This window comes from Pseudomonas sp. LBUM1643 (assembly GCF_059716215.1).
In genome coordinates this window covers 2,829,554-2,853,794 of the sequence record NZ_CP166813.1, presented here as the reverse complement: position 1 = coordinate 2,853,794, position 24,241 = coordinate 2,829,554, and the positions used below count along the sequence as shown (strand labels likewise).

Sequence of the window (24,241 nt, the reverse complement as noted above, 5' to 3'; positions counted from 1 at the left end):
TTCCCTTCCGTTACAGGTTCACGATTGAGCCAACCAGCTCTGGCGTTTCAAGTGACGCACCAGGACCTTGCCTTCGGCGCCCAGCGTGGTGCCGAACGTCACCCGCTTGCCGCCCTTGAGTTGTACGTCCAGCGCGTATTCAAGATGACCGGGCTGAGTCTGCGGCAGCAGTTCAATGTCCACTGAATCCAGACGAGGCTCGTAGCGCATGAGGGTGTCCGCCAGGGTCTTCATCAACCCATGCGCCGCAGCGGGTAACCCCTGAAGAATGTGGCCCATATCCGGGAGTCCGTAATCCGGCAGGTGGTCCAGCGCACCCGCCCGGCTATTGAGGATGCGTTGCAGATTGTCCAGCACCGACAGCGTGTATTGATCCTCTTCGGCGACTTGATGCAGGTCCAGCTCCCCATCGAAGTTCTGCAGCAAGGTTTCGTAGAGTGAAGGGTTAAACGGGGTCATCGGTTACTCCCTGGCCAGCGGTCGCAAGGTCAATCGGTTGTCACCCAACTCGATGACCCGCGCGAGATCGGGGTCCAGTTCATCTCGGGCCAGGGTCACGCGCCACGTATTCATCTGGTTATCGGGGTGGCGAAACAAAGCGATCACCGAGACGAAACGCGCGTCTTTGTCCAAGGGCACACTGACCTGCGCTCCCTCCCCCGGCTTGACGACCACGGCCCGTTTGTCCAGCAGATCCGCGCTGAGTACCCGGTCGTCATGACTCAGCAAATTGTCATAGGAGGCCTTTTCCACGGACTTCCCGTCACGCAACTGATACACGCGCACCAAGGTCGGTACCGACAGCGCATTCATGTCCGTCGTGTCGGTATTGATCGCGGCTCGTCCGCTGAAATCGAGGTGCAAGGTCGTGACCTGCTTGTAGAAAATCGCTCTGGCGGTGGACGTGCTGGCATCCGTGACGGTTTGAGTCACACCACAACCACCGAGCCATGTGCCAATAACAGCCAGTAACACGAGGTTAAAAACGGTACGCGACATGGTGTGTTTCCCTGTTGTGTGGGTTATCTCGAAGGCCTTGGTATCGGCCCAGATTGATCGTGACGGTGTCGTGCTCAGCGCCGGTTCGGGGTGCGCAGCCCAGCCCCAATACAGCGGTCATGCCGAGCTGTACCGATGCTCGCCCCAACATCGGATGCGGCAGGCTGCTCACCGGCAGCGACAGGCGCAGCTTCGCGGTGCAGCGCCAGCCCAGATAGACACGCAGCAGGACCAGCAGATCGGCGTGCAACTGCCCACCTGGTAACCATCCAGAGGCCTCGCCCGGATCGTCGGTGAACAATGACAGCAGCAGCTGGCTATTGGCGTCGTGCCCGACACTGCCTAGCGGCGTGCCTTGGGACAGACTCACCGGACGGTGGGTAGAAAGACTGGCCGGATGGGCCAGCGAAACTCTCTGCGGCCAATGGGGCGTCACCTTCGCTTGAGTGGCGGGTGCCAACAGCGTCACCAGCGCAATGATGCCTTCGGCGTTACGGGTGGGCAGGCGCATCACACTCAGCAGCGCCAGAAAGCGCGATATCGGCGTTGCGATCTGCTTGGCGGTGCCCGGAATACCCAGACCGATCAACCCCAGAAGGCATTGCGATGTCGCATCGGTGCCACCTTTTTCGAAGGCGGCTGGATACGAGTACTTGCGCCAGATCCGATAGAACTGGGTGAAGATCCGATGGTTGAAAATATCGAGGAACGCCTCCAGTGCCTCATGACCTTCGCGACGCTGGGCGATGTCGTCCAGGAACGTCGTCGGTAACGGCGAGTCGACCCCGTATAACCCAAGCAGGCGCGTGCGTACCGTGGCCGGGCGCTGCGGATGGTTCACGTCGGTTTCGATCCCCTTGAGTTCACCGGCAGGAAAACCCATCCCCGGGTCGGGTCGGAAACGCACCGGGTCATCCGCCGGGTGGGTGGTACTGCCCAGTGGCGGGTGATCAGGTAATGCCTGTTCCAGCAACTGACAAAAGCGATACACATTGGCCTCAGCCACCCGCCCCTCCAGCGCCTCGAGTAATCCGCTGGCGTTTAGCCGGGAATACGCTGACTGTGATTCTCGTTCCATCGCAGGGATTTTCCAGAAGGTTGAAGGATAAGAGTGAGCTGGTTGTACAGATGAATGTCGGCGTACAAACCAAAGAAGCGATTGAGCATTTCGCCAAACAGGCTGATGTCGCCCTCGCCTGAAAAGCCATGGGCATCGAGCGTGACTTCTATGTCCACCCCACGCAGCAAAAAGCCTTTTTCAAAGCGCTGCACCACGTGGTGCTTGACCTCGACGATGGCTGCCAGGCGGCGGCGATTGAGCTCACTGTCCGTCCAGTCGTACAGCGCCAGCGTGCCTCGCAGCACTTCGGCGTTGTCGAGCATCGGCAGGAAATTCGACCCCAGGTGGCTGAGTACTCGCCAGTGAAAACGGTCGCGATTGGGCGGGTAGCACGGCAAGGTGGGCGCGCACAGATTGCGCACCCGCAAACCGATCTGCGAGGACTGCACCAGCGTGTCCAGCAATGTGCTTTGCAAGGCCTTGCGCGGAAGCTGGCCGTGGGTGCCGGTGAGGCGCAGCGACAGGCTTTCCTTGCCGTCCAGTCGATCCTTGTCAAAACCCTCGCCTCCCAGTATCAGCCAGGTGTCATGCAGGCCGTTGGCACCCCGCTTCAGCCGCGTATGGAAGTACCGCTCCGGTGCGTCATCGCGCAACATTCCGCCTTTGTGGCGAAAACTGCTGAAGGGCACATAGTCCTGCCGCTCGGCATCCCTGGATGAGGTCACTCGATCCACTGAATAGATTTCGGTATGGCCGTCCTGCAGTCGCATGGGTCTGAGCAGGTAATCGGTTTGCAGGGGTGCCAGGGCCATCGGGTCGGCTTCCAGCGCAAACAGATTGATCACCGGCACAGTGTTCAGCCGCAGGTGTTCGGCGCTGAGATTGAAGGTATGAGGCCACGGCTCGCCCAGCACCACGTCCAGTTCAAACCAGGCGGTTCCCGGAACAATCGTCAGATGTTCCAGCCCACAGAGGGTCACGAACATGAACTTCTCGCGGAAGGTGAAATACTCCAGCAGCAGCTGGTAACCACTGAAAGCGCTCTCCCCCTTTGGCCACAAGCGATCCTCATCGGCAAACCCCTTGGGCGAAAAATGACCTTTGAGTGGCTGACGATCCAGCTGCCCCGGCCAGCGCACGTACAACGCCTGGGTGTTGAGGGTCAACGCCTGATGCAGCGCACTCGCCAACGGGGCATCGGCGTTCAGGTACAGCGGCAGGCGACTCAGGTCGATCTCACTCCAGTCGGTCAACGCGCCGCAGGTAAAACGCAGGCGCAACAGCGAACGGCCATCGGGCTCGTAAGCCTGCCGTACGGACTCAAGCGCGAGTGGTTGCAGTATCAGGTCCTGGGTGGTGGTGTAGCGGCATCGGGTACGCCGGGGCCCGATGGGCTGCGACAGCACTTCAAAGCCTGTCGCAATCCGTTCGCTGCGTTTCATTTGTGCGAGTTCCGGGGCCAGCTCAACGATGGACAGCGACGGAATGGTGCGCAGGTAATGGGGCCAAAGCAGGCTGACCAGACCTTCAGTCAACTCGGGGAGGTCATCGTCGAGCTTTTCGCGCAACCGTCCCATCAAGAAAGCGAAGCCCTCGAACAGACGCTCCACATAAGGGTCGCGTGCGCCTGACCTGTCCAGATTCAACTGCGTGGCCCGGTCCGGGAACGCTTCTGCGAACTCCTGACCGGCCTCGCGCAGGTAGCGCATTTCGGCGTCGAAGTAACGCAGTGTCAGATTGTCCATGCTCAAAGAAATCATCCTGATGAAAGAGAGTTAACCGCAGAGCACTGCAGCGCGAACCGGATCAATCGCCACCAGCGCCGCGAGCAGCGACTCCGTGCGCCGGCCCAGCGTGGTTTTGTCGGCATGATTGCGCTGCGCTTTGAGGCGCAACAGCTTGAGCAGACGCGCCTTGACTTCGAAATTGAGCTCGGGCTCCCAGTCGGCCAGCGCCTGGCGATCAGCCGTAACCTCCAGTTCGCCCAGCAGATGGATGGCCAGATCGCTCTTGCCACACTGCTCGGCCACCCGAGCCATCAACAGGCGCAATAACCACCGCTGCCGTCCGGTCTGTACGCCTGGGCGCGCGGCCAGCCAGGCCAGCGCGTGTTCCACCCCGTCGCTGTCTGCCTGAGCCAATGCCTCACCCTCCAGCGACAGCACATCTGCATCCGCACTCGCGGGGGCAACAGCCGGTGCAGGCAACCACTGCTGGGGACGATTGCCGCTGACGTGCTGGACGATCCACTCACGGGTGGTCTGGTCGGCGAAAGGCGTTCCATCACTCCAGCTCAACTCCTCCAGGCCCGGCAGTCGCTCCAGGAACATGCCCAGATCCCGCTTGGCAATATCGGCTCAACTGTCCTGCGGCGCCGGTTGTTTGCTCAACGCCTGGCACAGGTACCACTGCAGGTCCAGCCAGAAATGGTTCACGCTTTCGGCGTAGATTCGTTCGACCTGATCGAGCAATTCATTCCAGCTCTGTTGCAGGTACAGTCGCTTGAGTTGTGCCCGGTATTCGCCACGGGGCGCCGTCAGGCGCGTCATCCCGGTAGCGTCCTGGGGCGGGACCTGATGCACGGTGTCCCAGCGCAGGCTCTTCATCAAACGATGGGCCGCCAGCCAACCTTGTGGCTGCTCGCGAAGGTAACCGGACAAGGACCGCCCGCTGTCCAGCAGATCCCTTCCGGATTTGATGGCCGTAGCGCTCGTCGCAGTCGCTTGCGCGTTCGACTCATGACTGGCCGTGTTCTGCGGAACCAGCGCATCCACGCCGCCCGACTGCGCCAGTCGGGCGGACAACGCTCCGTACAGTGCACCGAGTTCCGGACGTTGATCCTCCGGCCAGGCCAGCAGACCGCGCTCCAGCCAGGCGAGTGCGGCCACCGTGCGTTCAGCCTCGTCCTTCACGACTTCCGGGTACAGCGAAAGGCTGTCCAGCACCTTGCCGCTGGTCAGCCACTCCAGGGCCATCTTGCGACTGTTCGGTCGCGCAGGCAGTACGTCGCTGGTGTAGCGCTCTATCAGGGCAGCCAGCAAACTCACGCCATCGCTCAAGCCGGTCTCACCGTCCTTCTGCAAGCGTGCCCACAAATAGTAAGTGGCCACGCGCAGGTCCTTGCAACGCTGAGTCAGAAGCTTGCGCGCCAGCAGCACCACTTGATCAATGTCGGCTCCAGACAGCTTGTTGACCTCTTCACGCATGAGCTGGAAGTCATCGTCGTACCCCGGATCTTCCCCGACAGCCGAGCTGTCACTGATGGGTTCCAGCCAGGACGCCCAGCGATTCGATTGTTCTTGAGCAAGAGACAGAGCATCGCGTTCACCCAGGCATCGGGCTATTAATGTGCGCAAACTCATCCGGACCTCCCGTTTTTCGCCGAAGGCTCTGCGGCACTGCCCTCGCTGAGAAATATCTGCTGCGGCAAGGTGAAGTCCCGCAGCTTGAGCAACGCCAACGGTCCGGCGCCCAGTTCGGTGCGCAGGTGCCAGGTCAGGTCCAGTCCATCGGGCGCTTTAAGGCGCAGACGGTAGTGGCTGTCGCTGTCGTTCAGGGGCGTGACCTGCGCTTGTTCCAGCAGACGGATCAACCCCCAACTGCCCTCGTAATCGGCGAACAGGCGCTCGTTGGCGTGCACGCTGATCCAGGTCAGGCTCGTGCCGGGATGGTCGCTGAACCCCGGCCAACTGAAACGCTGCCAGCTTTCCTTCTGATTGAAGTACTGATGTGTTTCGCCGTTCAACATGAAAGTGGTTTGCACCACGTCCCGCACGGGTTTACCCCGCAGTTCGAAGCTCAGGCCCATGCCGCCGTCGGTGTAGAGGACGTCGGCAAGGTGGCTGAGCTGATTGATCGCGTCCAGGAACTGCGGATTGAAACGCAGCCCCTGACTGTGCCGGGAATCGGTCACCCAACGACTGCCTTCCTTGCGCAAAACACCGCCCAGTTGTTGCTGCAAAAACTGTTCGATGCGCCCCGAATCGGCGCGGATCATCTGGCCCAGCATTGGCAAGGACACATCGCTGGCAGTGACCGCAAAGGGGTAACGGCCGGCGAAGGCGCTGTGCCAGTCACGGACGATCGCACGCTGCCACTGGCTGTTGAGGCTCGCCGCCGAGGGTTGCAAGACCCGTTGCCAGGCCTGTTCCAGTGGCTGCACGAACAGCGTCTGACCGACCCCGTCCCACTGCGCACCGAGGCTGGCGGCGACCAGGCTGCCATAGGACTGGGTGTCGGTGAGATCAACGTTCTGACCCTGAAACACCGTTTGCGCCAGGGCTTGAGTCATGGCCTGCGGATCGGTTGCGGTGCTCACTTGCTGCAGCTTCAAGCGCACCCGCGTCACCCGATTGAGAAACGCCTGCAGGCTCAACCGTTCGCTGCTGCCGTCGACTTCTTTGCCGAGCAGCGCCAGCAACGGCCCGAAGGTGGCGTCCAGCGGGCTGGTTGCGCCAGGCATCGACTGCTCGATCTGCGGCACCTTGTCCTGGCCGACCCATTGCTGCGCGGACTTGATCAACGATTCGGCCAACGCCGGCCCCCGGATGCCCGCCTGGCCCTGAACAGCCAGGGTGTTCATCAGTGCAATCAGCGGCGATTGGCGGACATCGCTCATCAGCGCCAGTTGATCGATCACGTCGCCCAGACTGTCAGCCGGCTGCCACCGCAGGCTGTTAAGAAAATCCAGCCAGGCGCTGGCGTAATCCTGAAAGTAACGTTCGGTCAGGCGCGCCTTGAGCACGTCCGGGGTCAGTTCGCTGGCGAGGTCGCGGTGGTTGTCGCTGAGCACCCAATCGATTTCCTCACGGCGCGCCTCGGCGATGGCTTCGATGGCCTGACGCACCTGCCCTTCCCAGGCCTGACGGGTAAACACCCCCGGAACACTGGCCCGGCTGGTGAACAGCGCTTGGGCGTCGGTATCACCGACCATCTGCGGCAGATTCATGTCCGGGTAGTGATTGGCGGTTGATTCAAGGACCTTCTGGTACAGGTGACTCTCGGCGTTGCGTTGGCCCAGCTGTCCGAGCAACACCCGCCGAGCCTGAGCCACCAACGTCGGATCGGCTTCGATGCGCCAGGCTGGATGCGCGGGCAATTGCTCTGCGTAAAACTGCCACAGGGTCGGGGACAGGCCTCGCCACAGGCCTGGGGAAATTCCGGAACGCAGGGGTTCGGCGTCGTTGAGGGTTTTCGCCAGGAAAACCGCTTCCGCTTTTTCCGGACGCGCCATCATCAGGTAGGCCTTGAGTTGGTCGTAAGCGTTACGGGCACGGTCGGCGCGCTCGGGACTGTCTGGCGGCAGCTTGATCAGCGCGTTGAGCTGGCGCTGCAAATTGGCCGCGGCCGGGTCGCGCAGCAAGCGATTATTGGCCTCGACATACGCCGGCCATAAGGCCTTGAGCAGGTCTTGATTAGGGTTCAGGCCAAAACGCTGATACCAGGGCGTACCGTGCTCGGCGCGGTAATCCAGACGAGCCAGCTCGCGCATCAACTCGTTGAGCGCGCGCAGTTGAGCGTCGCCTTGTTCTGACTGCTGCAACGCGGCGAGCGAGCTGTGTACCTGAGCGATCTGCGCGCGATTGCTGACGAAGGACAACAGCAGCCCCGCGCCCCACATCAACGCCAGGCCAAGCACCAGCGCATAACCGATTCGCGAGGCAGGCCAGCCCTGGCGACGAGGGTGGGTCGATGTATCACCCAGCACGCCTTGCCAGGCCGGAGCGACGGGCCAATAATGCTTGCCGGGGTTTTCAACTTGGGGCATCGGCAAGCTGAACCACAGCCCGCGCAACGGCACACCACGGGCGAACGCACCCAACAAAGGCGCCAGCGCCTGACGCCAGCGCGCAATGCCCTCGACCTGCAAATCGCGGGACAGGCGCAGCAGGAAGTCATGGTTCATCTGACTGTGCATCTGCCCCAGGCCTGCACGGCGCAGGGGCTCGACCAGTGCATCGAGGCGGGTTTCCAGCTCGATCGAAGTGACGCGTCCAGGCAACAGGCAGCCGACGGGTTGGGTCTGGCGGGCGGTCTGTAGCCATGGGGTTTCGCACACTTGCCACAGGTGCAGCGGGAGCTGCCAGCGCAGGTTACGGGCCAGGGTTTGCAGATGGTTTATGCCGGTGCCCATGGCGGTGGCGTCAGTGGTTTGGTGGGGGGGCAAGGCCCAGATGACGCCGTCGAGTGCGCGCCAGCGGGTGAGGCTTTGGCATTGTTTTACGACCCCATTGTCGAGTGGGTCTTGCACGCTGCCGCCCCACAGCAGGACGGTGTTTTGGCCTTCGAGCCAGTGGGTTTGGGTGAGGCCGGGGGCAATGGCGGTGATCTGGTCGGGTTCGCCGACGATGAGGAGGATGCGGATTTTTTGGCGCCAGAGGGGGCCGTGGTTGTAGCGTAGGTATTTGCGCAGTTCGAAGTACGTAAAAGCCGATTTTTTTGGCAACGACGAAGGTGCATCGGGCTGAGGATAGACCTTATCTGCCAGTCCCTGCTCGCGATGGTTTTGCCATTTGAGATGCATCAATATACGCGGCGCCAGATACACCAGACATGCGATGCCGATAATCAGTAAAAGCACCGTTAACTTGTGGTGGTTCTCCAACAGTCCTACTCGTTCACCATACCTCCATATCATCCACACCAATGCCGCTATCAGTGCAATGATCCACACCGAAATACCCGCACGGCGCCAAGCATTACTCCCTGTGTTCATACCAACTCTCCCGTACCGACAGTGCCGATCCAATGCGTTGAACTTTCCTTTGCCAGTACCATCAGAGGCTGCTGCCGATGACGAACCACTTCCACCCCAAGTGCCAACATCAGCCAATGACCAAGTGGCCCAGCCAAGCCGCACAGAGACTCCTGAATCCATTGCTGATCCGCCTTCAGCGAAACACCGCAAGCCCCGCTGCCCGTAATGATTTTGCCAACCAGCGCGAGCCAGTCGGCACGATCAGCCAGCAGACCAGTCGCCCGACAAGCACTTGATTGGGCTTTCAGAAACAGCGGCAACTCACTCTTCAGCGAGTCGATGTTCAACGGCATTGGACGAAAAAGACACGCCATCACTGGCAACTTCCAGGCAGGCGCCAATCGGTCCGGGCACAACAGCATTGCCGCCAGCCCATCGGAATACATTGCCTCGCCATGTACCTGTACAACGATGATCAACTCAAAGGCTGAACTGGCCGTCTTGATCTTTTCGTCCAGCCAGTCATACGATAATTCCTCCGCAAAGGTCACCACCCCTGGCTGTACCTGATGTGCGAAGCTGGCCCAGTTCCGCCGCCAAACATCGCGCAACGATTCGTAATTCCTTGGGTCGACATCGCTCAACAAGGTGACACGCAATTCCTGCTCAGCGGACATGGTCTGCAATACAGGTTTAAGTGCAGCGAGCAACAACTGAAGCCCTGCCTGCGCACGATCCTCCTTCTGCGCGGGCAACGCCGCAACGCGCCGCGCCTCTCCTGTACGAATGGGTGAATGGACCGGGGGTCGAGTGAGCACGCTGGCGCAAATATCGTCCGGAAGCACCACACAGCTGGCATGTACAGCCAGATAACGATGCGCCCACTCCTCCCAGGCCTGCTGGATCGATTGAACCTCATCCTCAAAAAACCGGTGATGACTCACAGCTCCACCATGACTGTATGCACGTGCACCGAAGGCCAATACCCAGACAAGTATCGGCGAAACAGAAAGTGCCCAAATATTCAGTGCTTGCAATTGCGGCACCTGCTCGGAGGCGTAAAGCAAGAACAGCAGCACGCTGGCCAACACTGCTACAGCTCCCGCCAACACCCAACGGCCCACCATGGGTGGTACTGGAGCTTCCACCATGGGGGGTGACTGACGATCCCACCCCATGGCTCAGCCCACCACGAAATCGGTAGCGCTCGAAATCATCCGGCAGCCACATTCACTGCGACAACCATCGACCACTAACGCACGACCATTTTCGGACCAGTCTTCGCAACCCTCCACAATGGCATTGACCCCATGGCCAGGTATCGGGCAACGGACTTCATCGCCCACCAATGCCACCGGTTTACCATGCGCATACGTCGTAGATGAGGCCGATATCACGACTCCGTCGTGGGTGGTGCTATCGCCGAGCAAAACAAATCCCTGAGACATGATGGTTATTTCTCTTTTGTTTTTGAAAATGGTTTTTACATCTGTATTTTCTTACTCGGTCATCGCTCATTCGTCGCTGTTTCTAACAGCAGTCGCCGGAACATTATCGGCCGCTTACCCGATGCATCCCGGCTTGTAATTGGGGTATTGAAATCCATCACCAGGGAAGTCTTGATGCACTTACCTTTTGAAAGCCGAGCCCTTGTAAAACTAGATGGCTGGTATTTGTCCATGAAGTGATGGCGGATTCCCAGCAATCGACCTGCCTTAGGGTTGCTGTAGGCAGGGAAAAACCGGGCCCGGTTTTCCGCGTTCAAGGAGCTGATGAGGCGCTCTTGTGATTGCTCGGCTAGCCGTTTGTCGTTAGGGCTCAGACCGGACTCGAAAGGACGAGAGGGCCTCATTCTTTGCTCTCCGAAGCAAGACGGATAGCCTGTAGTTTGCGGAAATTTGGGACCGAGCGACCATCTGCCGCACTGCTGCCATCGGGGTAGGTGAACTTAATAAAACTACCGATCTTATGTACCTTCGTTCCCTCCGAACGAACCAGAAAATTAGAATGCAGGACAGGTTCGAAGTACACCTTCCGTGCCCGCAATGCCTGGTATCCGAGAAAAATACTTCCTTCGCCTGTCAAACTAATTTGCTTTCTATAGCCGCCGAGAAAAGCCTCACTCAGCCACGGGTAATAATCCTTCTTGATTATTGGATCTCCATCAACCTCTATTCCGGTCTGACCGCGTGACGAATTGTTGTGATCGAATACAACTACAACACCGCCACCAGCGCCGTATGTCACGTTCTCGCCAAAGTGCGTGGGATTTTCATAGATTACGCCAAAGGTCACATTACTTAATCGCCAGCGACACGCCCCGCCTCCATCCATCGCCAGCTTTGCTTCGTAAATATCACTCTTTCCCTGCCGCACCGGTTGGATATCGACACTCTGGTGCCCGTCGCGCTGATAAGGCCTGCCACTGGCGGTGTAATCGGTGAACGTGCAAAGGGTTGATCGGTACATCACCTGCATGGTTTCCGCTGTGAGTTCCTTGGGCACCTTTACCGTCACGGTGATCTGTTCGCTGTCCGGGGGCGGTGCCAGGCTGTAATCCTTCGCGCAGCCGCTCAGGATGAAAAACAGAGTGATAAATGCGGCAGGTAGAGTTGGCCTCATTGTTTGCCCTCCGCAGCGAAACGGATGGCCTGCAGTCTCAGAAAATTTGGTCCCCACCGCCCGTCCGTCTCTACACTCCCATCGGGATACTTGATAATGGTGTTGTTGCCTTCTTTCTTTACTTTTGGCCCGACTGAAGAGACCAGGAAATCGGAATGTAAAACCGGCTCGAAGTACACTTGCCGTGCTTGCAATGCCTGATAATTAAGATAGATACCACCCTCGCCCGTCAAACTGATGTGCTGTCTATAGCCGCCGAGAAAAGCTTCACTTAGCCAAGGGTAATAGCCCTTCTTGATTATTGGATCTCCATCAACTTCAATTCCGGTCTGACCGCGTGGCGAATTGTTGTGATCGAATACAACTACGACACCGCCGCCAGCGCCGTATGTCACGTTATTGCCAAAGCGAGTGGGGTTGTCATAGATCACGCCAAAGGTCACATTACTTAATCTCCAGCGACACATCCCGCCTCCATCCACCGCAAGCTTCGCTTCGTAGAGTTCACTCTGTCCCTGACGCAACGGTTTTACATCGACACTCTGGTGCCCGTCGCTTTGATAAGGCCTGCCGCTAGCGGTGTAATCGGTGAAAGTGCAAAGGGTCGAACGGTACATCACCTGCATGGCTTCTGCTTTGAGTTCCTTGGGCACTTTCACTGTCACGGTGATCTTTTCGCTATTCGGAGGCGGTTCCAGGCTGTAATCCTTCGCGCAGCCGCTCAGGCAGAAAAACAGAGTGATAAATGCGGCAGGTAGAGTTGGCCTCATTGTTTGCCCTCCGCCGCGAATCGGATGGCCTGCAGTTTGCGAAAATTTGGACTCGAGCGACCATCGGCCGAAATGCTACCGTCGGGATAAGTGAAAACAGTGTGGTTGCCTTTTTTCTTTACTTTCGGCCCGGCCGAATTAACCACAAAATCCGAGTGCAGGAGCGGTTCGAAATAAACCTGGCGTGCTCGCAATGCCTGATAGTTGAGGTAGATACTGCCCTCGCCCGCCAAGTTGACCGTTTTTTTGTACTGCCCCAAAAACTCCTCGTCCACCCAAGGGTAATAATCTTTCTTGATTACTGGATCTTCATCAACCTCTATGCCGGTCTGACCGCGTGGCGAATTGTTGTGATCGAATACAACTACAACACCGCCGCCAGCGCCGTATGTCACGCTCTCGCCAAAGCGAGTTGGATAAGCGTAAGCAACACCAAATATCACATTACTCAGTTGCCACCGACAGGCGCCGCCTCCATCCACCGCCAGCTTCGCTTCGTACAGATCACTGTGGCCCTGACGTATCGGTTGGATATCAACACTCTGGTGCCCGTCGCGCTGATAAGGCCTGCCACTGGCGGTGTAATCGGTGAACGTGCAAAGGGTTGATCGGTACATCACCTGCATGGTTTCCGCTATGAGTTCCTTGGGCACTTTCACCGTCACGGTGATCTGCTCGCTATCCGGGGGCGGTGCCAGGCTGTAATCCTTCGCGCAGCCGCTCAGGCTGACAAACAGAGTGACGAATGCAACGGGCATCGTCTTGATCATGGTCTTATCCTTGGCGTCGTTCACAAGCTCAACCATAGGTTTTGGTGTAATAGGCGTCAGGCTTGGCGACGGCGTCGAAACGCTGCATCGCCGCAGCGCCACCTTCGGTTTGCTGTGTGACGTTTAACGCCCTACCCATCAGGTTCTGCAAGTCAAGGAACACGCGATTGCGGGCGAACTCATCCTCGGGAATGTGCCCGTAATAGTTATTCATCTGCTGCTCGAACCGTTGCCTTTCCTCTTGCTGTTTCAGCAAGGGTGCGCGCTCGGGATTAATCGATTCCAGTAATTGGCTGTACAGGTAGGGTTGGTATTTCCCCATGAAGTGATGGCGGATTCCCAGCAATCGACCTGCCTTGGGGTTGCTGTAAGCCGGGAAAAACCGGGCCCGGTTCTCCGCGTTCAAGGAGCCGATGAGGCGCTCCTGTGAATGCTTGGCTTGCTGGTCGTTGTGCGGGATTGGAATGCACTCGCCATGAAGAGCTTGCCTCATTTTCTGCTGTCCGCTGCCAGACGGATGGCCTGTAGTTTGCGGAAGTTCGGGCCCCAACGACCATCGGTCTCGATAGAACCATCGGGATAAGTAATGGTGGTGTAATTGCCCTCTTTCTTCACTTTGGGGCCGGCTGACGTGACCACGAAGTCGGAATGCAGGACAGGCTCGAAATATACTTTTCGTGCCTGTAATGCTTGATAACTAAGATAGATACCGCCTTCACCTGTCAAACTCACACGCTTACTGTACCCACCTAAAAACCTCTCTTTCAGCCAAGGGTAATAATCTGTCTTGACCGTTACATCTCCTTCAATTTCTACGTCAGCTCCCCCCCTTGGCGAATTGTTGTGATCGAAAATCACCACGACACCGCCGCCAGCGCCGTATGTCACGTTTTCGCCAAATCGAGTGGGAATAGCATAAGCAACGCCAAAGGTCACATTACTCAATCGCCAGCGACATGCCCCCCCTCCATCCACCGGCAATTCGGCTTCGTACAGATCACTTTGGCCCTTGCGCGCCGCCTGCATATCCACACGCTGGTACCCGTCGCGCTGATAGGGTCTGCCACCCGCCGTGTGATCAGTGAAGGTGCACAGGGTCGAGCGGTACATTACCTGCAACGTTTCAGCTACAAGCTCCGCGGGGACTTTCACCGTCACGGTGATTTGTTCGCTGTCAGGCGGCGGCGCCAAGTTGTAGTCCTTGGCACAGCCGCTCACACTGACCAACAAGCCGAGTAATGCGACAGGCATCTTCTTGATCATGGTCTTTCCTGGAAGGGGTTCATGGACTCAACCATAGGTTTTTGTGTAATAGGCGTCAGGTTCGGCGACGGCGTCGAAGCGCACCAAAGCCGCAGCGCCACCCTCGGTTTGCTGGGTGACACGCAAGGCCTGACCGAGCAGGTTCTGCAAGTCGAGGAACACGCGATTGCGGGCGTACTCATCTTCAGGAGTGATTCCGTAGTGCTCTTTCATCTGTCGTTCGAAACATTGACGTTCCTCCTGCTGCTTCAGTAAGGGTTCGCGCTCAGGGTTGATTGACTCCAATAACTGGCTGTACAGGTAGGGTTGGTATTTGCTCATGAAGTGATGGCGAATTCCCAGCAACCGGCCCTCTTTGGGGTTGCGGTAAGGCGGGAAAAACCGGGTTCGATCAGCGGCATTCAGCGAGCCGGTGAGGCGCTCTTGTGATTGTTTAGCCTGCCGGTTGTCGTCCGGGCTAAGAGCGGAGGGAAGAGCAGTCCTCATTTATTGCTCTCCGCAGCTAGGCGGATAGCCTGTAGTTTGCGGAAATCTGGATCAGAACGGCCATCAGCCGAAATGCTACCGTCGGGATAGGTGAAAGAAGTGTGGTTACCCCTTTTCTTAACCTTTGGCTGCACGGAAGTTACAGCGAAATTTGAGTGCAGAATTGGCTCGAAATATACCCGCCGTGCCTGCAATGCTTGGTATCCGAGGAAAATACTTCCTTCGCCTGTCAAACTAATCTGCTTTCTATACCCGCCGAGAAAAGCTTCACTCAGCCAAGGGTAATAATCCTTCTTGATTATTGGATCTCCATCTACCTCTATTCCGGTCTGACCGCGTGGCGAATTGTTGTGATCGAATACAACTACAACACCGCCGCCAGCGCCGTATGTAACGTTCTCGCCAAAGCGTGTGGGATCGTCATAGATCACGCCAAAGGTCACATTACTTAATCGCCAGCGACACACCCCGCCTCCATCCATCGCCAGCTTCGCTTCGTAAAGATCACTCTGTCCCTGCCGCACCGGTTGGATATCGACACTCTGGTGCCCGTCGCGCTGATAAGGCCTGCCACTGGCGGTGTAATCGGTGAACGTGCAAAGGGTTGATCGGTACATCACCTGCATGGTTTCCGCTGTGAGCTCCTTGGGCACTTTCACCGACACAGTGATCTGTTCGCTGTCTTCAGGCGGCGCAAGACCGTAATCTTTCGCGCAGCCGCTCAGGCTGACAAACAGGGTGAGAAGCGCAACGGAGATTTTCTTGATCATTGTCTTGTCCTTAACCTCGTTCACTGGCTCAACCATAGGTTTTGGTGAAGTAAGCGTCAGGCTCCGCGACGGCGTCGAAACGCTGCAACGCCGCAGCGCCACCTTCGGTTTGCTGTGTGACGTTTAACGCCTGACCCATCAGGTTCTGCAAGTCAAGGAACACGCGATTGCGGGCGAACTCATCCTCGGGAATGTGCCCGTAATAGTTATTCATCTGCTGCTCGAACCGTTGCCTTTCCTCTTGCTGTTTCAGCAAGGGTGCGCGCTCGGGATTGATCGACTCTAGTAACTGGCTGTACAAGTAGGGTTGGTATTTGCCCATGAAGTGATGGCGGATTCCCAGCAATCGACCTGCCTTAGGGTTGCTGTAGGCAGGGAAAAACCGGGCCCGGTTTTCCGCGTTCAACGAGCCGATGAGGCGCTCTTGTGATTGCTCGGCTTGCTGGCTCTCGCCCGGGCTCAGGCCGGGCACTAAAAAGAGTTTGGACTTTTCCGGCAGACGGCGAGCGATGGTAGTTTGATAGGGCGCGCCGAGCCCATCCTTGCTGCGATAGGCGGGGTAATGCGAACCGCGTTCTTCCCGATGCTGCTCGGCCCTGAAGAACATGGCAATTTCGCCGTGATGGCCGTAAGGGTCGCCGTGTTTGACCAAGGCGCTAGCCGTCATCTGGAGTATCGACCAGGTAAATCCGAGGCTCGTGCCCAAGGGCCCATACAGGTCGTACAGGTAGTTATCCAGAGCTGCCTCAGGGGGAACGCTGGGGATCAGGTCAGTGTCGTTGACATGGCGGAAATGCCGCAATTCACCGAGAGATCGCACGGCGTTGAGGGTAAAGGTGCGCGGCATGCCATAGGTATACAGCAGGGGGTTGTGTCCCTTTAACGATGCTGCATGAATCAGGCCGAGAGCACCACCGAGGCTGTGGCCGCAGATGAATAGCTCTTTATCGAACGCCTTTTCCGGAATCGTCTTGCCTAGGTCCCTCGAATAAATTCTTCTAGCCACTTCATACGCATCTCGAAAGCCCAAGTGCACACTGCCTTTAGGTGTTAAGTCAGCGCAGGGCACCTTAGGCTCACAATTCGCAGGCACCTCCGGTTTTACCGGACGAAAAGTCAGGTCCGTGGCAAGATCGGGCGCGTGAGGAAAACCCACTTCGGTGCCACGCCACGCTACCAATACCTGCGCGGCATTGATGGCATAAAACAGTTGAGTATCACCCTCAGGAGGCTGCGCCTTGGTAGTGTCCAGTGGCTCTACACTCACATAGCGATCACTGAAGGGCACATCGTTGACGAGGCAGGGCCAATTCGCACTGTCATCCCAAACCCGTGGTGTACGCGACAGGTCCAGACACTGCTGTTCAAAAAATTCCTTAACAGATCCCCGCTCTTTCTCAGGAAGCTTGCTGTACGCCAAAATACTCATCAGCCCAAGGTTGTAGGCGTTCGCCAGGCTGTATTCCGGCTGATGATGCAACACCAGCGACCACGCGCGAAACGGACAGACCTCCAGCACATGACGACGCTCCAGCTGGTCGTCGCCGACGGTAAAACCGCCAAACTTAGGGTCAGGGAAATGGTAGGCCGGCAGCTTATTTCGGTCGGCCAGGGGCGGGTCGAACGTCGGTTGTTGATCGCACAACTGGCCGATGCGCAGGTAATGGTAAACATGCCCGGCTGCCTGAGCCCCTTTCTCGACAGGGGAGAAACCCGAACGCTGCGGGCTATAGAGTGGAGTGCGATCGCCGATGATCGGCCTCGCTGGTTCGGGGCGTTCGGCACGCAGGCGGCGGGTTTGCAGTTGCTCCGCCAGAGCATCGGCGCCCAGCCAAAGAGTGATCGCCAGTGGGTACAGTTCGTCAATGCGGATGAGCCCTTGAGCATCACTTTGACCGGTGTATTCAGGGGAGTGGCCCGTAAGGGTCGCTTCATTGATCGCCCGGTAAGGCAGGTTCGCCAGCGGCTCGCCCTGTTCGTCCAGCAACTGAAACTCGATCCATTCCCGTTTCTGTACGACGCAGGTAACGTCCTTTCGAGGGTTGAGGGTGTCCGTGTAGTGCAGAGTGTCGTCCATAATCTTCCCTATTGACTTGCGTAAATTAGTTATTTGAATTTGTACATCAGTGATCCGGTTCGGGCCGGGATCAAGATCCGTTTACGGGTTTGAAAAACTTCCACCCAGGAGCGAAACGCCCTACAAGTCAAGACTCGGTCGTACCTCGTCCATCACAACCCCACTCCACAAGAAGGCACTATCGTCGACCCATCTGACATGTATTGATATTGAAGATAATCAAACAAACCCGGAGATTTTTCTTGCACGCAGAAAACTGCATCGTAAAACAAAGTACTGGTTCTGACTGGATTCTCAACATATACATTCACACGAGAATAGTACGTATTTCCAGCACTCAATGGCCTCGGAGAAACCAACTCTTTATATCCTGACAATTTAGTACCATACGAAATACAGCCGCCTGATTCCAAATACAGAGGAACACTGCCTTTTTCTAACTCAATGTCCCAGACAGTCACTCGCCCCCCAGTTTTGGCGTTATTTTGAGATATGGATATTGAGCTGATGCTAGTTCCTTGCGTAGGCTTTCCCGGCAGACATAGAGCAAGTTTACCTTCTTGAAGTCGAATAACTGCGTCTTCAGCTGCGCCCCAAGGAGTGCCATTAGCAGCAGTAACAGGCGTGATCAATACAAAAATTGTAAAAACGGAAACGATATTCATAAGTTCTTATCATCGGGGAGATGACTTTTATTAGTAGGAGTGAGCAACAACCCCTCCAATACTGAAGCGAGCATTACGGGATTCTTGTTCCTGTTGTCGTAATTCCATACGGCGCTTGGATCGCCCTCGACACAGATCATATAATAATCAGATACAATTTCACCCTGCTGTTCCATATTAAAATCCGAGAACACGCTTTTAGGCACCAGATTGTATATATACGCAGCCGCTCCCTGACTTGTAACAGTCAGGCCCCGTCGCTTCACGGGATAACCCAGTTGGTACTGCCAGACGTGTGTCATCTCGTGCATAAACAACGCTTTATCCCGACCTCTACCAGTTGCTGAGAAATCCTCTCTGTAATACTTGGTACTCTCCGGAAAGTACATCTCACCATTAGGCGTCACGGCGGTATTCTGAAATCCAAAGAACAACCACCACCCGCCGTGATGCACCTTGACTTTGGTGTAATCAATGGCATCCCTGAAGACAGTACCTGCCATGGCGATTTCACCAGACGTCAGAGGACGCTTTTTGCCTTTGGGCAGGGGGACGTGGTGGGTTGAACTGCCCACGTCCGTGTCATGGGTAGAGATGTTGCTGGCCGTCAGGTCAATCTCCATTGGGGCCTGGGCATTTTGTGCAGCACAACAAAAAGGCGCGACCTCCTCTGGCGGGTGGAGCGTCAAGTGCGTAATCCGGGCAGGCTGCGGAGTAACCAAGCGTTGCGTGTAACCCTGCGAATCCGTCACGCCATCCATCACGCTACCGTCTGACAACGTGATCGAGTACTTCAGATTACTCGGCACCTCACCATTCGGACCCAGCAAGCGAAGTTGTTCGTCATAAGTTGGAAACGCTATTTTCAAAGCACCCGGCAACAACGTGTGCACACTCATGGTGTGGCCGTCCTTGTCGGTCACTGCGCTGAATACCTCTCCCTGCTCGGTGGTGATCTTGTAACGGTTAAACGGCGTTGGTGCCTGAGCCTCGTCCTTCAAGCGATAACCAGCGGCATACCCTTTCGGCAACGGTGTCACGGGTGTCTCCAGACTGGCAGCACCCATTTTTTGCACATGCGCAGCCTTGAGGTAGATGTTGCCGGGCGCCACCAACTCGATCTCGCCGCCCTTCAAGCGAATGTAGGCGCCGCCACAGCTGAGCAGCAGCTCATCCGGCGCACTGATTTCAACGCGTCCTTCGACGCTTTCGATCTTGATATCGGACTTTGCCAAAGCGTGGAGGTGGCTGCCTTGAGCATGCAACTCGACCTTGCCTTGGGCGGCTTTTAGCTGCATATCAGCCTTGTGTGCGAACAAGCTCACACCACCGTCCGCGGTGGCTGTGAAGTTGTGACCGGCGCTGATGTCGGTGTTGTGGGCGGCCACGATGGCGACGCTTTCAGTGCCCGAGGACAGGCACACGGCCTCCGGGCTGACCAGGCCAATGCCCGCTGGGGCATGCAGCAAGACACCCGGTTGCGCCAATCCGTTCAGCGCTTGCAACAGGCGCCGCTGGCTGTCGGTGTCGTTCGGTGTGGTTTGTGCACTACGGGCGGCATCAGCCAGGGAGCGCGCCAGCGATAACGCACTTTCCAGTTGTTCAATGGCCGCCGTCATGTCGAGCTGCTCACCCTTTGCCTTGGGCTGTCCATCAGCGCTGATAAAGATCCCTTTACCCGCGCGGAGAATCCCCCAGTCATCCGTGCGCAGCTCAAACCCCTCCCCCCGTTTCTGCTTCTTGGCATCCACCAGATGCCCCAGATTCAGCTGACTTTTCCCACCATATTCCGTACTGAGCTTGACGTGCTCCTGCCCTCGCCGGTCCTCCATGCGCAACTTGTTGTTGGCCGGCGTGCGCAGCACATTTCGGCTGTGGTCGCGTTTGGCCAGGGTGACGTGATCCGGGTGCTGGCTGTCGTGCAGTGCGTGGGCGATGTAGGGGCGGTCCGGGTCGCCTTGCTCGAAGGCAATGGCCACTTCGGTGCCGGCGATCAGTGGCAGGTGCAGGCCGTGGGTGTCGCCGGCGTAGGGTCGGGCGAGGCGTAGCCACATGCTTTCCAGGCCGGGGTTCCAGGTGTCGCGGTCGAACAGGAAGTTGACCCGGTAGCGGCCTTCGAGGTCGATTTCGGCGTACGGGTCGTTGGCCTGGGGGTTGGTGATGCGGGCGGGGATGGTGCCGGCGATTTGTGGTTTGGCCGGCAGCGGTGGACGAAAGCACACGGTTTGCGAGTAGGGGATGGCCTGGAAGTGCGCTTCGAAGCTGCGGTCACGGGCGGCCTGGGTGATCAGTTGGGTGATGACGCTGCCGGACTCGAAGGCCTGGGGCGCGCCGCCGGAGATTTTCAGCACCTGGCCGGGTGCCAGGGTGGCGCTGCTGCTGATGCCGCTGAGCCGGGTCTGGGCATTGAGGTAGCGTTCGTGGCGCAGGCGGGCGTAGAAGTAGCCGCTTTCGCTTTGCAGGTCTTCGTCCTGGTCGTAGCGGTCGCCGAGCACGGTGTAGGGTTCGGCGTAGTGGTAGGCCTCGCCGTAGGTGGTCGGGGCGCCACGGGTCTGGTCGATTTCGCCGTCCAGATGGGCGCGGGCGTCACGGTGGTGGTAGGCGCGGATGTTGACGTGTTGTTCGACCACGGCGTGGCTCGATTGCAGCTGCCAGACGCCGTCTTGCTGGTGGCTGTTGAGGCCGGAGGGCGGGCGGTACGGCAGTTCGACGTCGAACTGGTAGGCGCGTTGGTCGTCGTGGAATTCGACGACGTCGATGTGCAGGCGATCGTCGCTGGTGAAGCGGTACCAGATGCCGACTTCAGCCAGCAGGCGGTCGATGAAGGCCAGGTCGCTTTCGCCGAACTGCATCACCTGCTCGCGCTTGGGGTAGTCGCGGTGCAGGTGGAAAAGGAAGTCCTGGCCTTCGAAGTCGTGACGACTGCGCAGGATGTGCTCGACGATTTCCGGCACGGATTGATGCTGGTAGATGCGGCACTGTTGGCCCCTGCCCAGCCGGGCGAGGCGCGGTTGCAGGGTGATTTCGTAGCGGGCTTCGTCGTTGGAACCGGACAGGCGCTTGAAGCCGGTGATGACCCCGCGCAAGGTGCGCAGGGGGTTGATTTCGGGCTTGGGCAGGCCGCGGATGAACAGCGGTGGCACGGCGGCGAAGAGGCTGAACTGGGCGTGTTTGTTGAGCAGCTGCTCGGCGCCGATGTCGAGTTGAGTGGAGGTGAATTCGATGAGGTAGGTGAAGGGTTGGCTGAGGCGTTCTTCACCGTGGAAGGCCAGGACGTCGAGGGGTAAATCGACGCGACGGACCTCGAGTTTGTGGCGGCTGTGGTCGAAGAAAGCGGGCAGTTGGGTGAGCATGTTCAGGCCTCCGTCACGACAGGCATATCCGCGCTCATTGCGTCGGCGAAACAGAGGGTGATGCCTTCATCGTCGCTATGGCTGAGGGTGACGCTGCGGGTTTTTTGTTTGGCGGCCTGACGCTGCAGTAATTGCTGACTGAGAACGGGCAGGATCTGCTGGTTGAGCAGACTGTCGACGTTGCGGGCGCCGGTGTCGGGTAGTAAGCAGGCGGCTACCAACGCATCCTTCAGTGACTCGTCGATCTCACAGCTCAGGCCGTAATGGCGCTGCAGGCGGTTGGCGACCCGAGCGAGTTTCAGCGCAACAATTTGTTTGAGTGCCTCGGGTTGCAAAGGCCGATAAACCAGGGTTTGAAAACGCGCCAGCAACGCCGGTTGAAAATGCTCACGCAGGGTTGGCCGCAGCCATTCGTGCAGGGTACTGTCCGATGCTTCGGGTTGCTCCTGAAGTCCCGCTTGCAGCACATCGCTGCCAAGATTGGAGGTCATGAGAATGACGGTGTTGCGAAAGTCGATTTCGCGCCCTTCGCCATCGCGCATGAAGCCACGATCAAAGACTTGATAGAACAGGTTCAGGACGTCGCGGTGGGCCTTTTCCACTTCATCAAGCAATACGATGCTGTAGGGCCGCTGTCGCACTGCTTCGGTCAATACACCGCCCTGGCCGTAACCGACGTAACCCGGCGGCGAACCTTTGAGCTGGCTGACCGTGTGAGCTTCCTGATACTCGGAAAGGTTCAAGATGATCAGCGATTTCTCGCCACCAAACAGGCAGTCGGCCAAGGCCAGGGCGGTTTCGGTCTTGCCGACGCCACTGGTGCCCACCAGCAGGAATACCCCCAACGGGGCCTTTTCTTCCGTCAGGCCAGTCTTGGCTGCACGCAGGCGTTGGGCCAGCGCACTCAGCGCGGACTCCTGGCCAATGACCCGCTCGTTCAACTGATGTTCCAGAGCCAACAGGCTGGTCTGTTCGTCCTTGAGCAGACTGCCCATGGGCACGCCGGTCCAGTCGGCAATGACTTCGGCCACATCGCGCACGCCGACATCCAGAGAGAGTAACGGTTGTTCGCCCTGGATCTCGACGAGTTGCCGCTGCACCTGTGCGCGGACGCTTAACGGCGGATGCTCGGTCTGGCGTGCGTCAAGCAATTGCCGGGTCAGAGAGCGTTCAAATCGGTATTGCCTCAGCAGGTCAGTTTGCTGTTGAAGGAGTTCGGCTTCTTGCGTGGCGATCATGTTGAGGCGTTCGCTTGAAGTACCGCCGCAAAGCCGCACGTCCTCTTCATGCGCCTGTCGTTCCAGTTCCAGAGCTGCCAGGCCTGCCTTGATCCGGACCAGTGCCTGAGGTTCGCAATCGCGGTTCATGCGCACCCGCGCACTGGCGGTGTCGAGCAGATCAATGGCTTTATCCGGCAACTGTCTACCCGTCAGATAACGCCGCGACAGATTGACCGCCGCCTGAACCGCCGCATCCTGGATGTGCACGCCGTGATGACTGGCATAACGGGCTTTGAGACCTCGTAACATGAGGCAGGCATTAGCGTCATCCGGTTCGTCTACCTTGACCATTTGAAAGCGCCGTTCCAGGGCGGCATCACGCTCAAAGTACTGCTTGTACTCGCTCCAGGTGGTGGCGGCGATGGTGCGCAACTCGCCCCGAGCCAGGGCAGGCTTAAGCAAATTGGCAGCGTCGGCGCCGCCTGCCTGGTTGCCGGCGCCGATCAGGGTATGGGCTTCATCGATAAACAGCAGTACCGGATCAGCCGATTGCTGTACGGCATCAATGACATTTTTCAGCCGCTGTTCGAACTCGCCTTTGACCCCCGCCCCCGCCTGAAGCAATCCCAGGTCCAGGGTGCGCACACTCACCGGTTTCAGGCTGTCGGGCACATTGCCCTCGGCAATGCGTAACGCCAGGCCTTCGACCAATGCGGTCTTGCCAACTCCAGGATCGCCGACCAGGATTGGATTGTTCTTGCGCCGGCGACTGAGGATGTCGATGACCTGACGGATCTCATCATCGCGACCGAATACGGGATCGATGTGCCCTGCCCTGGCTTTGGCGGTGATGTCCTGGGTGAACTTGTCCAGAACCGTCTGCAAAGCTTCGCTCCGGGCGTCACATGTTGGCGAAGTGGCGAGCGGTTCAAGCACGTCTGCGTCGCCAAGGCCCTCTGGCTGCTGCACCTCCGGGCGCTCTTCGGAATGTTGATCCAGGAAGGGGAACAATCGTTGCAGCTGAATTTGGCCAAGGCTGAGCAAGGGCCAGGCGGCGTCGCATGCGAGCAGGTTGGGAGCTTCCAGCAAGGCGCCGAGCACATGTGCCGATCGCAGGTTTGCGTGACCTTCGAGTGACGCCCGCAACCAGGCACTTCTGATCAGTTCCTGCAGCTTGCCATCTAGCTGCGGCTTGCTCTGCACACTGCGCGGCAGCGTATCGAGATGGTCCAGCAGGCCACGCCAGAGGGCATCCATATCCCATTCGTAACGTCGGGCAATGAGGGTCAGGTCGCCCTCGCCTTGCTCCAGCAACTTGAGCAGCCAGTGCTCGATGCTGACCTGTGCATGAGCACGGCTTTGACACAACGAAGCCGCCGCACTGAGCGCCTGGGCGCAGTAGGGATTGAGGCGGCGAAGCAAACGCGTGGAATTCTGTGTCATGCGTTACATCCTTGTTCGGTATTCGCGAGGTGTCGTCGGGGCAAGC

The 24,241-nt window shown here is 58.0% G+C and carries 19 protein-coding genes and 1 pseudogene; 1 reads left to right on the top strand and 19 read right to left on the bottom strand.

The genetic code is table 11. The features are described from left to right. Positions 1-18: 18 nt before the first annotated feature. From tssE to ACA063_RS12895, 8 genes and pseudogenes are all read right to left on the bottom strand, one after another. Complete coding sequence (gene tssE, locus ACA063_RS12930) at positions 19-459, bottom strand: type VI secretion system baseplate subunit TssE (protein ID WP_497666178.1); 441 nt, start codon at positions 457-459, stop codon at positions 19-21. Positions 460-462: 3 nt separating this feature from the next. After that, positions 463-999, bottom strand: coding sequence for a type VI secretion system lipoprotein TssJ (gene tssJ / locus ACA063_RS12925; protein ID WP_497666177.1), 537 nt, complete (start codon positions 997-999; stop codon positions 463-465). Next, positions 980-2,077: a type VI secretion system baseplate subunit TssG gene (gene tssG, locus ACA063_RS12920; protein ID WP_497666176.1), complete on the bottom strand. Its 1,098-nt coding sequence runs from the start codon at positions 2,075-2,077 to the stop codon at positions 980-982. The genes tssJ and tssG overlap by 20 nt, the downstream gene beginning before the upstream one ends. Continuing rightward, positions 2,041-3,810, bottom strand: coding sequence for a type VI secretion system baseplate subunit TssF (tssF, locus tag ACA063_RS12915; RefSeq protein WP_497666175.1), 1,770 nt, complete (start codon positions 3,808-3,810; stop codon positions 2,041-2,043). Before tssF ends, tssG begins: the two co-directional genes overlap by 37 nt. Before the next feature lie 24 nt (positions 3,811-3,834). Beyond that, positions 3,835-5,421, bottom strand: a pseudogene (gene tssA, locus ACA063_RS12910) (type VI secretion system protein TssA). Further along, on the bottom strand, positions 5,418-8,582 hold the full coding sequence (locus tag ACA063_RS12905; RefSeq protein ID WP_497666519.1) for an ImcF-related family protein: 3,165 nt from the start codon (positions 8,580-8,582) through the stop codon (positions 5,418-5,420). The pseudogene tssA and the gene ACA063_RS12905 overlap by 4 nt, the downstream one beginning before the upstream one ends. 188 nt (positions 8,583-8,770) lie before the next feature. Beyond that, a complete protein-coding gene (locus tag ACA063_RS12900; RefSeq protein WP_497666174.1) occupies positions 8,771-9,934 on the bottom strand; it encodes a KPHS_23130 family T6SS system protein in 1,164 nt (387 codons plus the stop codon). A 3-nt stretch (positions 9,935-9,937) separates the two neighbouring features. Continuing rightward, complete coding sequence (locus ACA063_RS12895) at positions 9,938-10,204, bottom strand: PAAR domain-containing protein (protein WP_497666173.1); 267 nt, start codon at positions 10,202-10,204, stop codon at positions 9,938-9,940. Between ACA063_RS12895 and ACA063_RS12890 the strand changes: the two genes are divergently transcribed. Then, on the top strand, positions 10,163-10,444 hold the full coding sequence (locus tag ACA063_RS12890) for a hypothetical protein (protein ID WP_497666609.1): 282 nt from the start codon (positions 10,163-10,165) through the stop codon (positions 10,442-10,444). The genes ACA063_RS12895 and ACA063_RS12890 overlap by 42 nt on opposite strands. A 160-nt stretch (positions 10,445-10,604) precedes the next feature. On the opposite strand, the gene ACA063_RS12885 is transcribed toward ACA063_RS12890, so the two are convergent. The 11 genes from ACA063_RS12885 to tssH form a co-directional block, all read right to left on the bottom strand. Next, positions 10,605-11,378 carry a hypothetical protein gene (locus tag ACA063_RS12885; protein WP_497666172.1) on the bottom strand — a complete coding sequence of 258 codons (774 nt, stop codon included), beginning with the start codon at positions 11,376-11,378 and terminating at the stop codon, positions 10,605-10,607. Further along, complete coding sequence (locus tag ACA063_RS12880; protein ID WP_497666171.1) at positions 11,375-12,148, bottom strand: hypothetical protein; 774 nt, start codon at positions 12,146-12,148, stop codon at positions 11,375-11,377. The genes ACA063_RS12885 and ACA063_RS12880 overlap by 4 nt, the downstream gene beginning before the upstream one ends. Next, positions 12,145-12,918 (bottom strand): hypothetical protein, encoded by a 774-nt coding sequence (locus ACA063_RS12875; protein WP_497666170.1) that lies wholly within the window; start codon positions 12,916-12,918, stop codon positions 12,145-12,147. The genes ACA063_RS12880 and ACA063_RS12875 overlap by 4 nt, the downstream gene beginning before the upstream one ends. A gap of 28 nt (positions 12,919-12,946) precedes the next feature. Continuing rightward, positions 12,947-13,411 (bottom strand): hypothetical protein, encoded by a 465-nt coding sequence (locus ACA063_RS12870; protein ID WP_497666169.1) that lies wholly within the window; start codon positions 13,409-13,411, stop codon positions 12,947-12,949. Further along, the gene (locus tag ACA063_RS12865) at positions 13,408-14,181 is read right to left on the bottom strand and encodes a hypothetical protein (protein WP_497666168.1); all 774 of its coding nucleotides are present in this window, start codon (positions 14,179-14,181) and stop codon (positions 13,408-13,410) included. The genes ACA063_RS12870 and ACA063_RS12865 overlap by 4 nt, the downstream gene beginning before the upstream one ends. Before the next feature lie 27 nt (positions 14,182-14,208). Then, positions 14,209-14,667, bottom strand: coding sequence for a hypothetical protein (locus ACA063_RS12860; RefSeq protein ID WP_497666167.1), 459 nt, complete (start codon positions 14,665-14,667; stop codon positions 14,209-14,211). Continuing rightward, positions 14,664-15,437, bottom strand: coding sequence for a hypothetical protein (locus ACA063_RS12855; protein ID WP_497666166.1), 774 nt, complete (start codon positions 15,435-15,437; stop codon positions 14,664-14,666). Before ACA063_RS12855 ends, ACA063_RS12860 begins: the two co-directional genes overlap by 4 nt. A gap of 28 nt (positions 15,438-15,465) precedes the next feature. Next, on the bottom strand, positions 15,466-17,514 hold the full coding sequence (locus ACA063_RS12850) for a lipase family protein (protein ID WP_497666165.1): 2,049 nt from the start codon (positions 17,512-17,514) through the stop codon (positions 15,466-15,468). 152 nt (positions 17,515-17,666) lie between these two features. Further along, complete coding sequence (locus ACA063_RS12845; protein WP_497666164.1) at positions 17,667-18,179, bottom strand: hypothetical protein; 513 nt, start codon at positions 18,177-18,179, stop codon at positions 17,667-17,669. Then, positions 18,176-21,532 carry a type VI secretion system Vgr family protein gene (locus tag ACA063_RS12840; RefSeq protein WP_497666163.1) on the bottom strand — a complete coding sequence of 1,119 codons (3,357 nt, stop codon included), beginning with the start codon at positions 21,530-21,532 and terminating at the stop codon, positions 18,176-18,178. Before ACA063_RS12840 ends, ACA063_RS12845 begins: the two co-directional genes overlap by 4 nt. A gap of 2 nt (positions 21,533-21,534) precedes the next feature. After that, positions 21,535-24,195, bottom strand: coding sequence for a type VI secretion system ATPase TssH (tssH, locus tag ACA063_RS12835; protein WP_497666162.1), 2,661 nt, complete (start codon positions 24,193-24,195; stop codon positions 21,535-21,537). Positions 24,196-24,241: the final 46 nt, after the last annotated feature.

Coding starts and splice junctions, on each gene's coding strand:
- tssG (WP_497666176.1), bottom strand. CDS start 2,077: ATGGAACGAGAATCACAGTCAGCGTATTCCCGGCTAAACGCCAGCGGA.
- ACA063_RS12880 (WP_497666171.1), bottom strand. CDS start 12,148: ATGAGGCCAACTCTACCTGCCGCATTTATCACTCTGTTTTTCTGCCTG.
- ACA063_RS12855 (WP_497666166.1), bottom strand. CDS start 15,437: ATGATCAAGAAAATCTCCGTTGCGCTTCTCACCCTGTTTGTCAGCCTG.
- ACA063_RS12870 (WP_497666169.1), bottom strand. CDS start 13,411: ATGAGGCAAGCTCTTCATGGCGAGTGCATTCCAATCCCGCACAACGAC.
- ACA063_RS12860 (WP_497666167.1), bottom strand. CDS start 14,667: ATGAGGACTGCTCTTCCCTCCGCTCTTAGCCCGGACGACAACCGGCAG.
- ACA063_RS12905 (WP_497666519.1), bottom strand. CDS start 8,582: ATGCATCTCAAATGGCAAAACCATCGCGAGCAGGGACTGGCAGATAAG.
- tssE (WP_497666178.1), bottom strand. CDS start 459: ATGACCCCGTTTAACCCTTCACTCTACGAAACCTTGCTGCAGAACTTC.
- ACA063_RS12875 (WP_497666170.1), bottom strand. CDS start 12,918: ATGATCAAGACGATGCCCGTTGCATTCGTCACTCTGTTTGTCAGCCTG.
- ACA063_RS12885 (WP_497666172.1), bottom strand. CDS start 11,378: ATGAGGCCAACTCTACCTGCCGCATTTATCACTCTGTTTTTCATCCTG.
- ACA063_RS12895 (WP_497666173.1), bottom strand. CDS start 10,204: ATGTCTCAGGGATTTGTTTTGCTCGGCGATAGCACCACCCACGACGGA.
- ACA063_RS12845 (WP_497666164.1), bottom strand. CDS start 18,179: ATGAATATCGTTTCCGTTTTTACAATTTTTGTATTGATCACGCCTGTT.
- ACA063_RS12900 (WP_497666174.1), bottom strand. CDS start 9,934: ATGGGGTGGGATCGTCAGTCACCCCCCATGGTGGAAGCTCCAGTACCA.
- ACA063_RS12865 (WP_497666168.1), bottom strand. CDS start 14,181: ATGATCAAGAAGATGCCTGTCGCATTACTCGGCTTGTTGGTCAGTGTG.
- tssJ (WP_497666177.1), bottom strand. CDS start 999: ATGTCGCGTACCGTTTTTAACCTCGTGTTACTGGCTGTTATTGGCACA.
- tssH (WP_497666162.1), bottom strand. CDS start 24,195: ATGACACAGAATTCCACGCGTTTGCTTCGCCGCCTCAATCCCTACTGC.
- ACA063_RS12840 (WP_497666163.1), bottom strand. CDS start 21,532: ATGCTCACCCAACTGCCCGCTTTCTTCGACCACAGCCGCCACAAACTC.
- ACA063_RS12850 (WP_497666165.1), bottom strand. CDS start 17,514: ATGGACGACACTCTGCACTACACGGACACCCTCAACCCTCGAAAGGAC.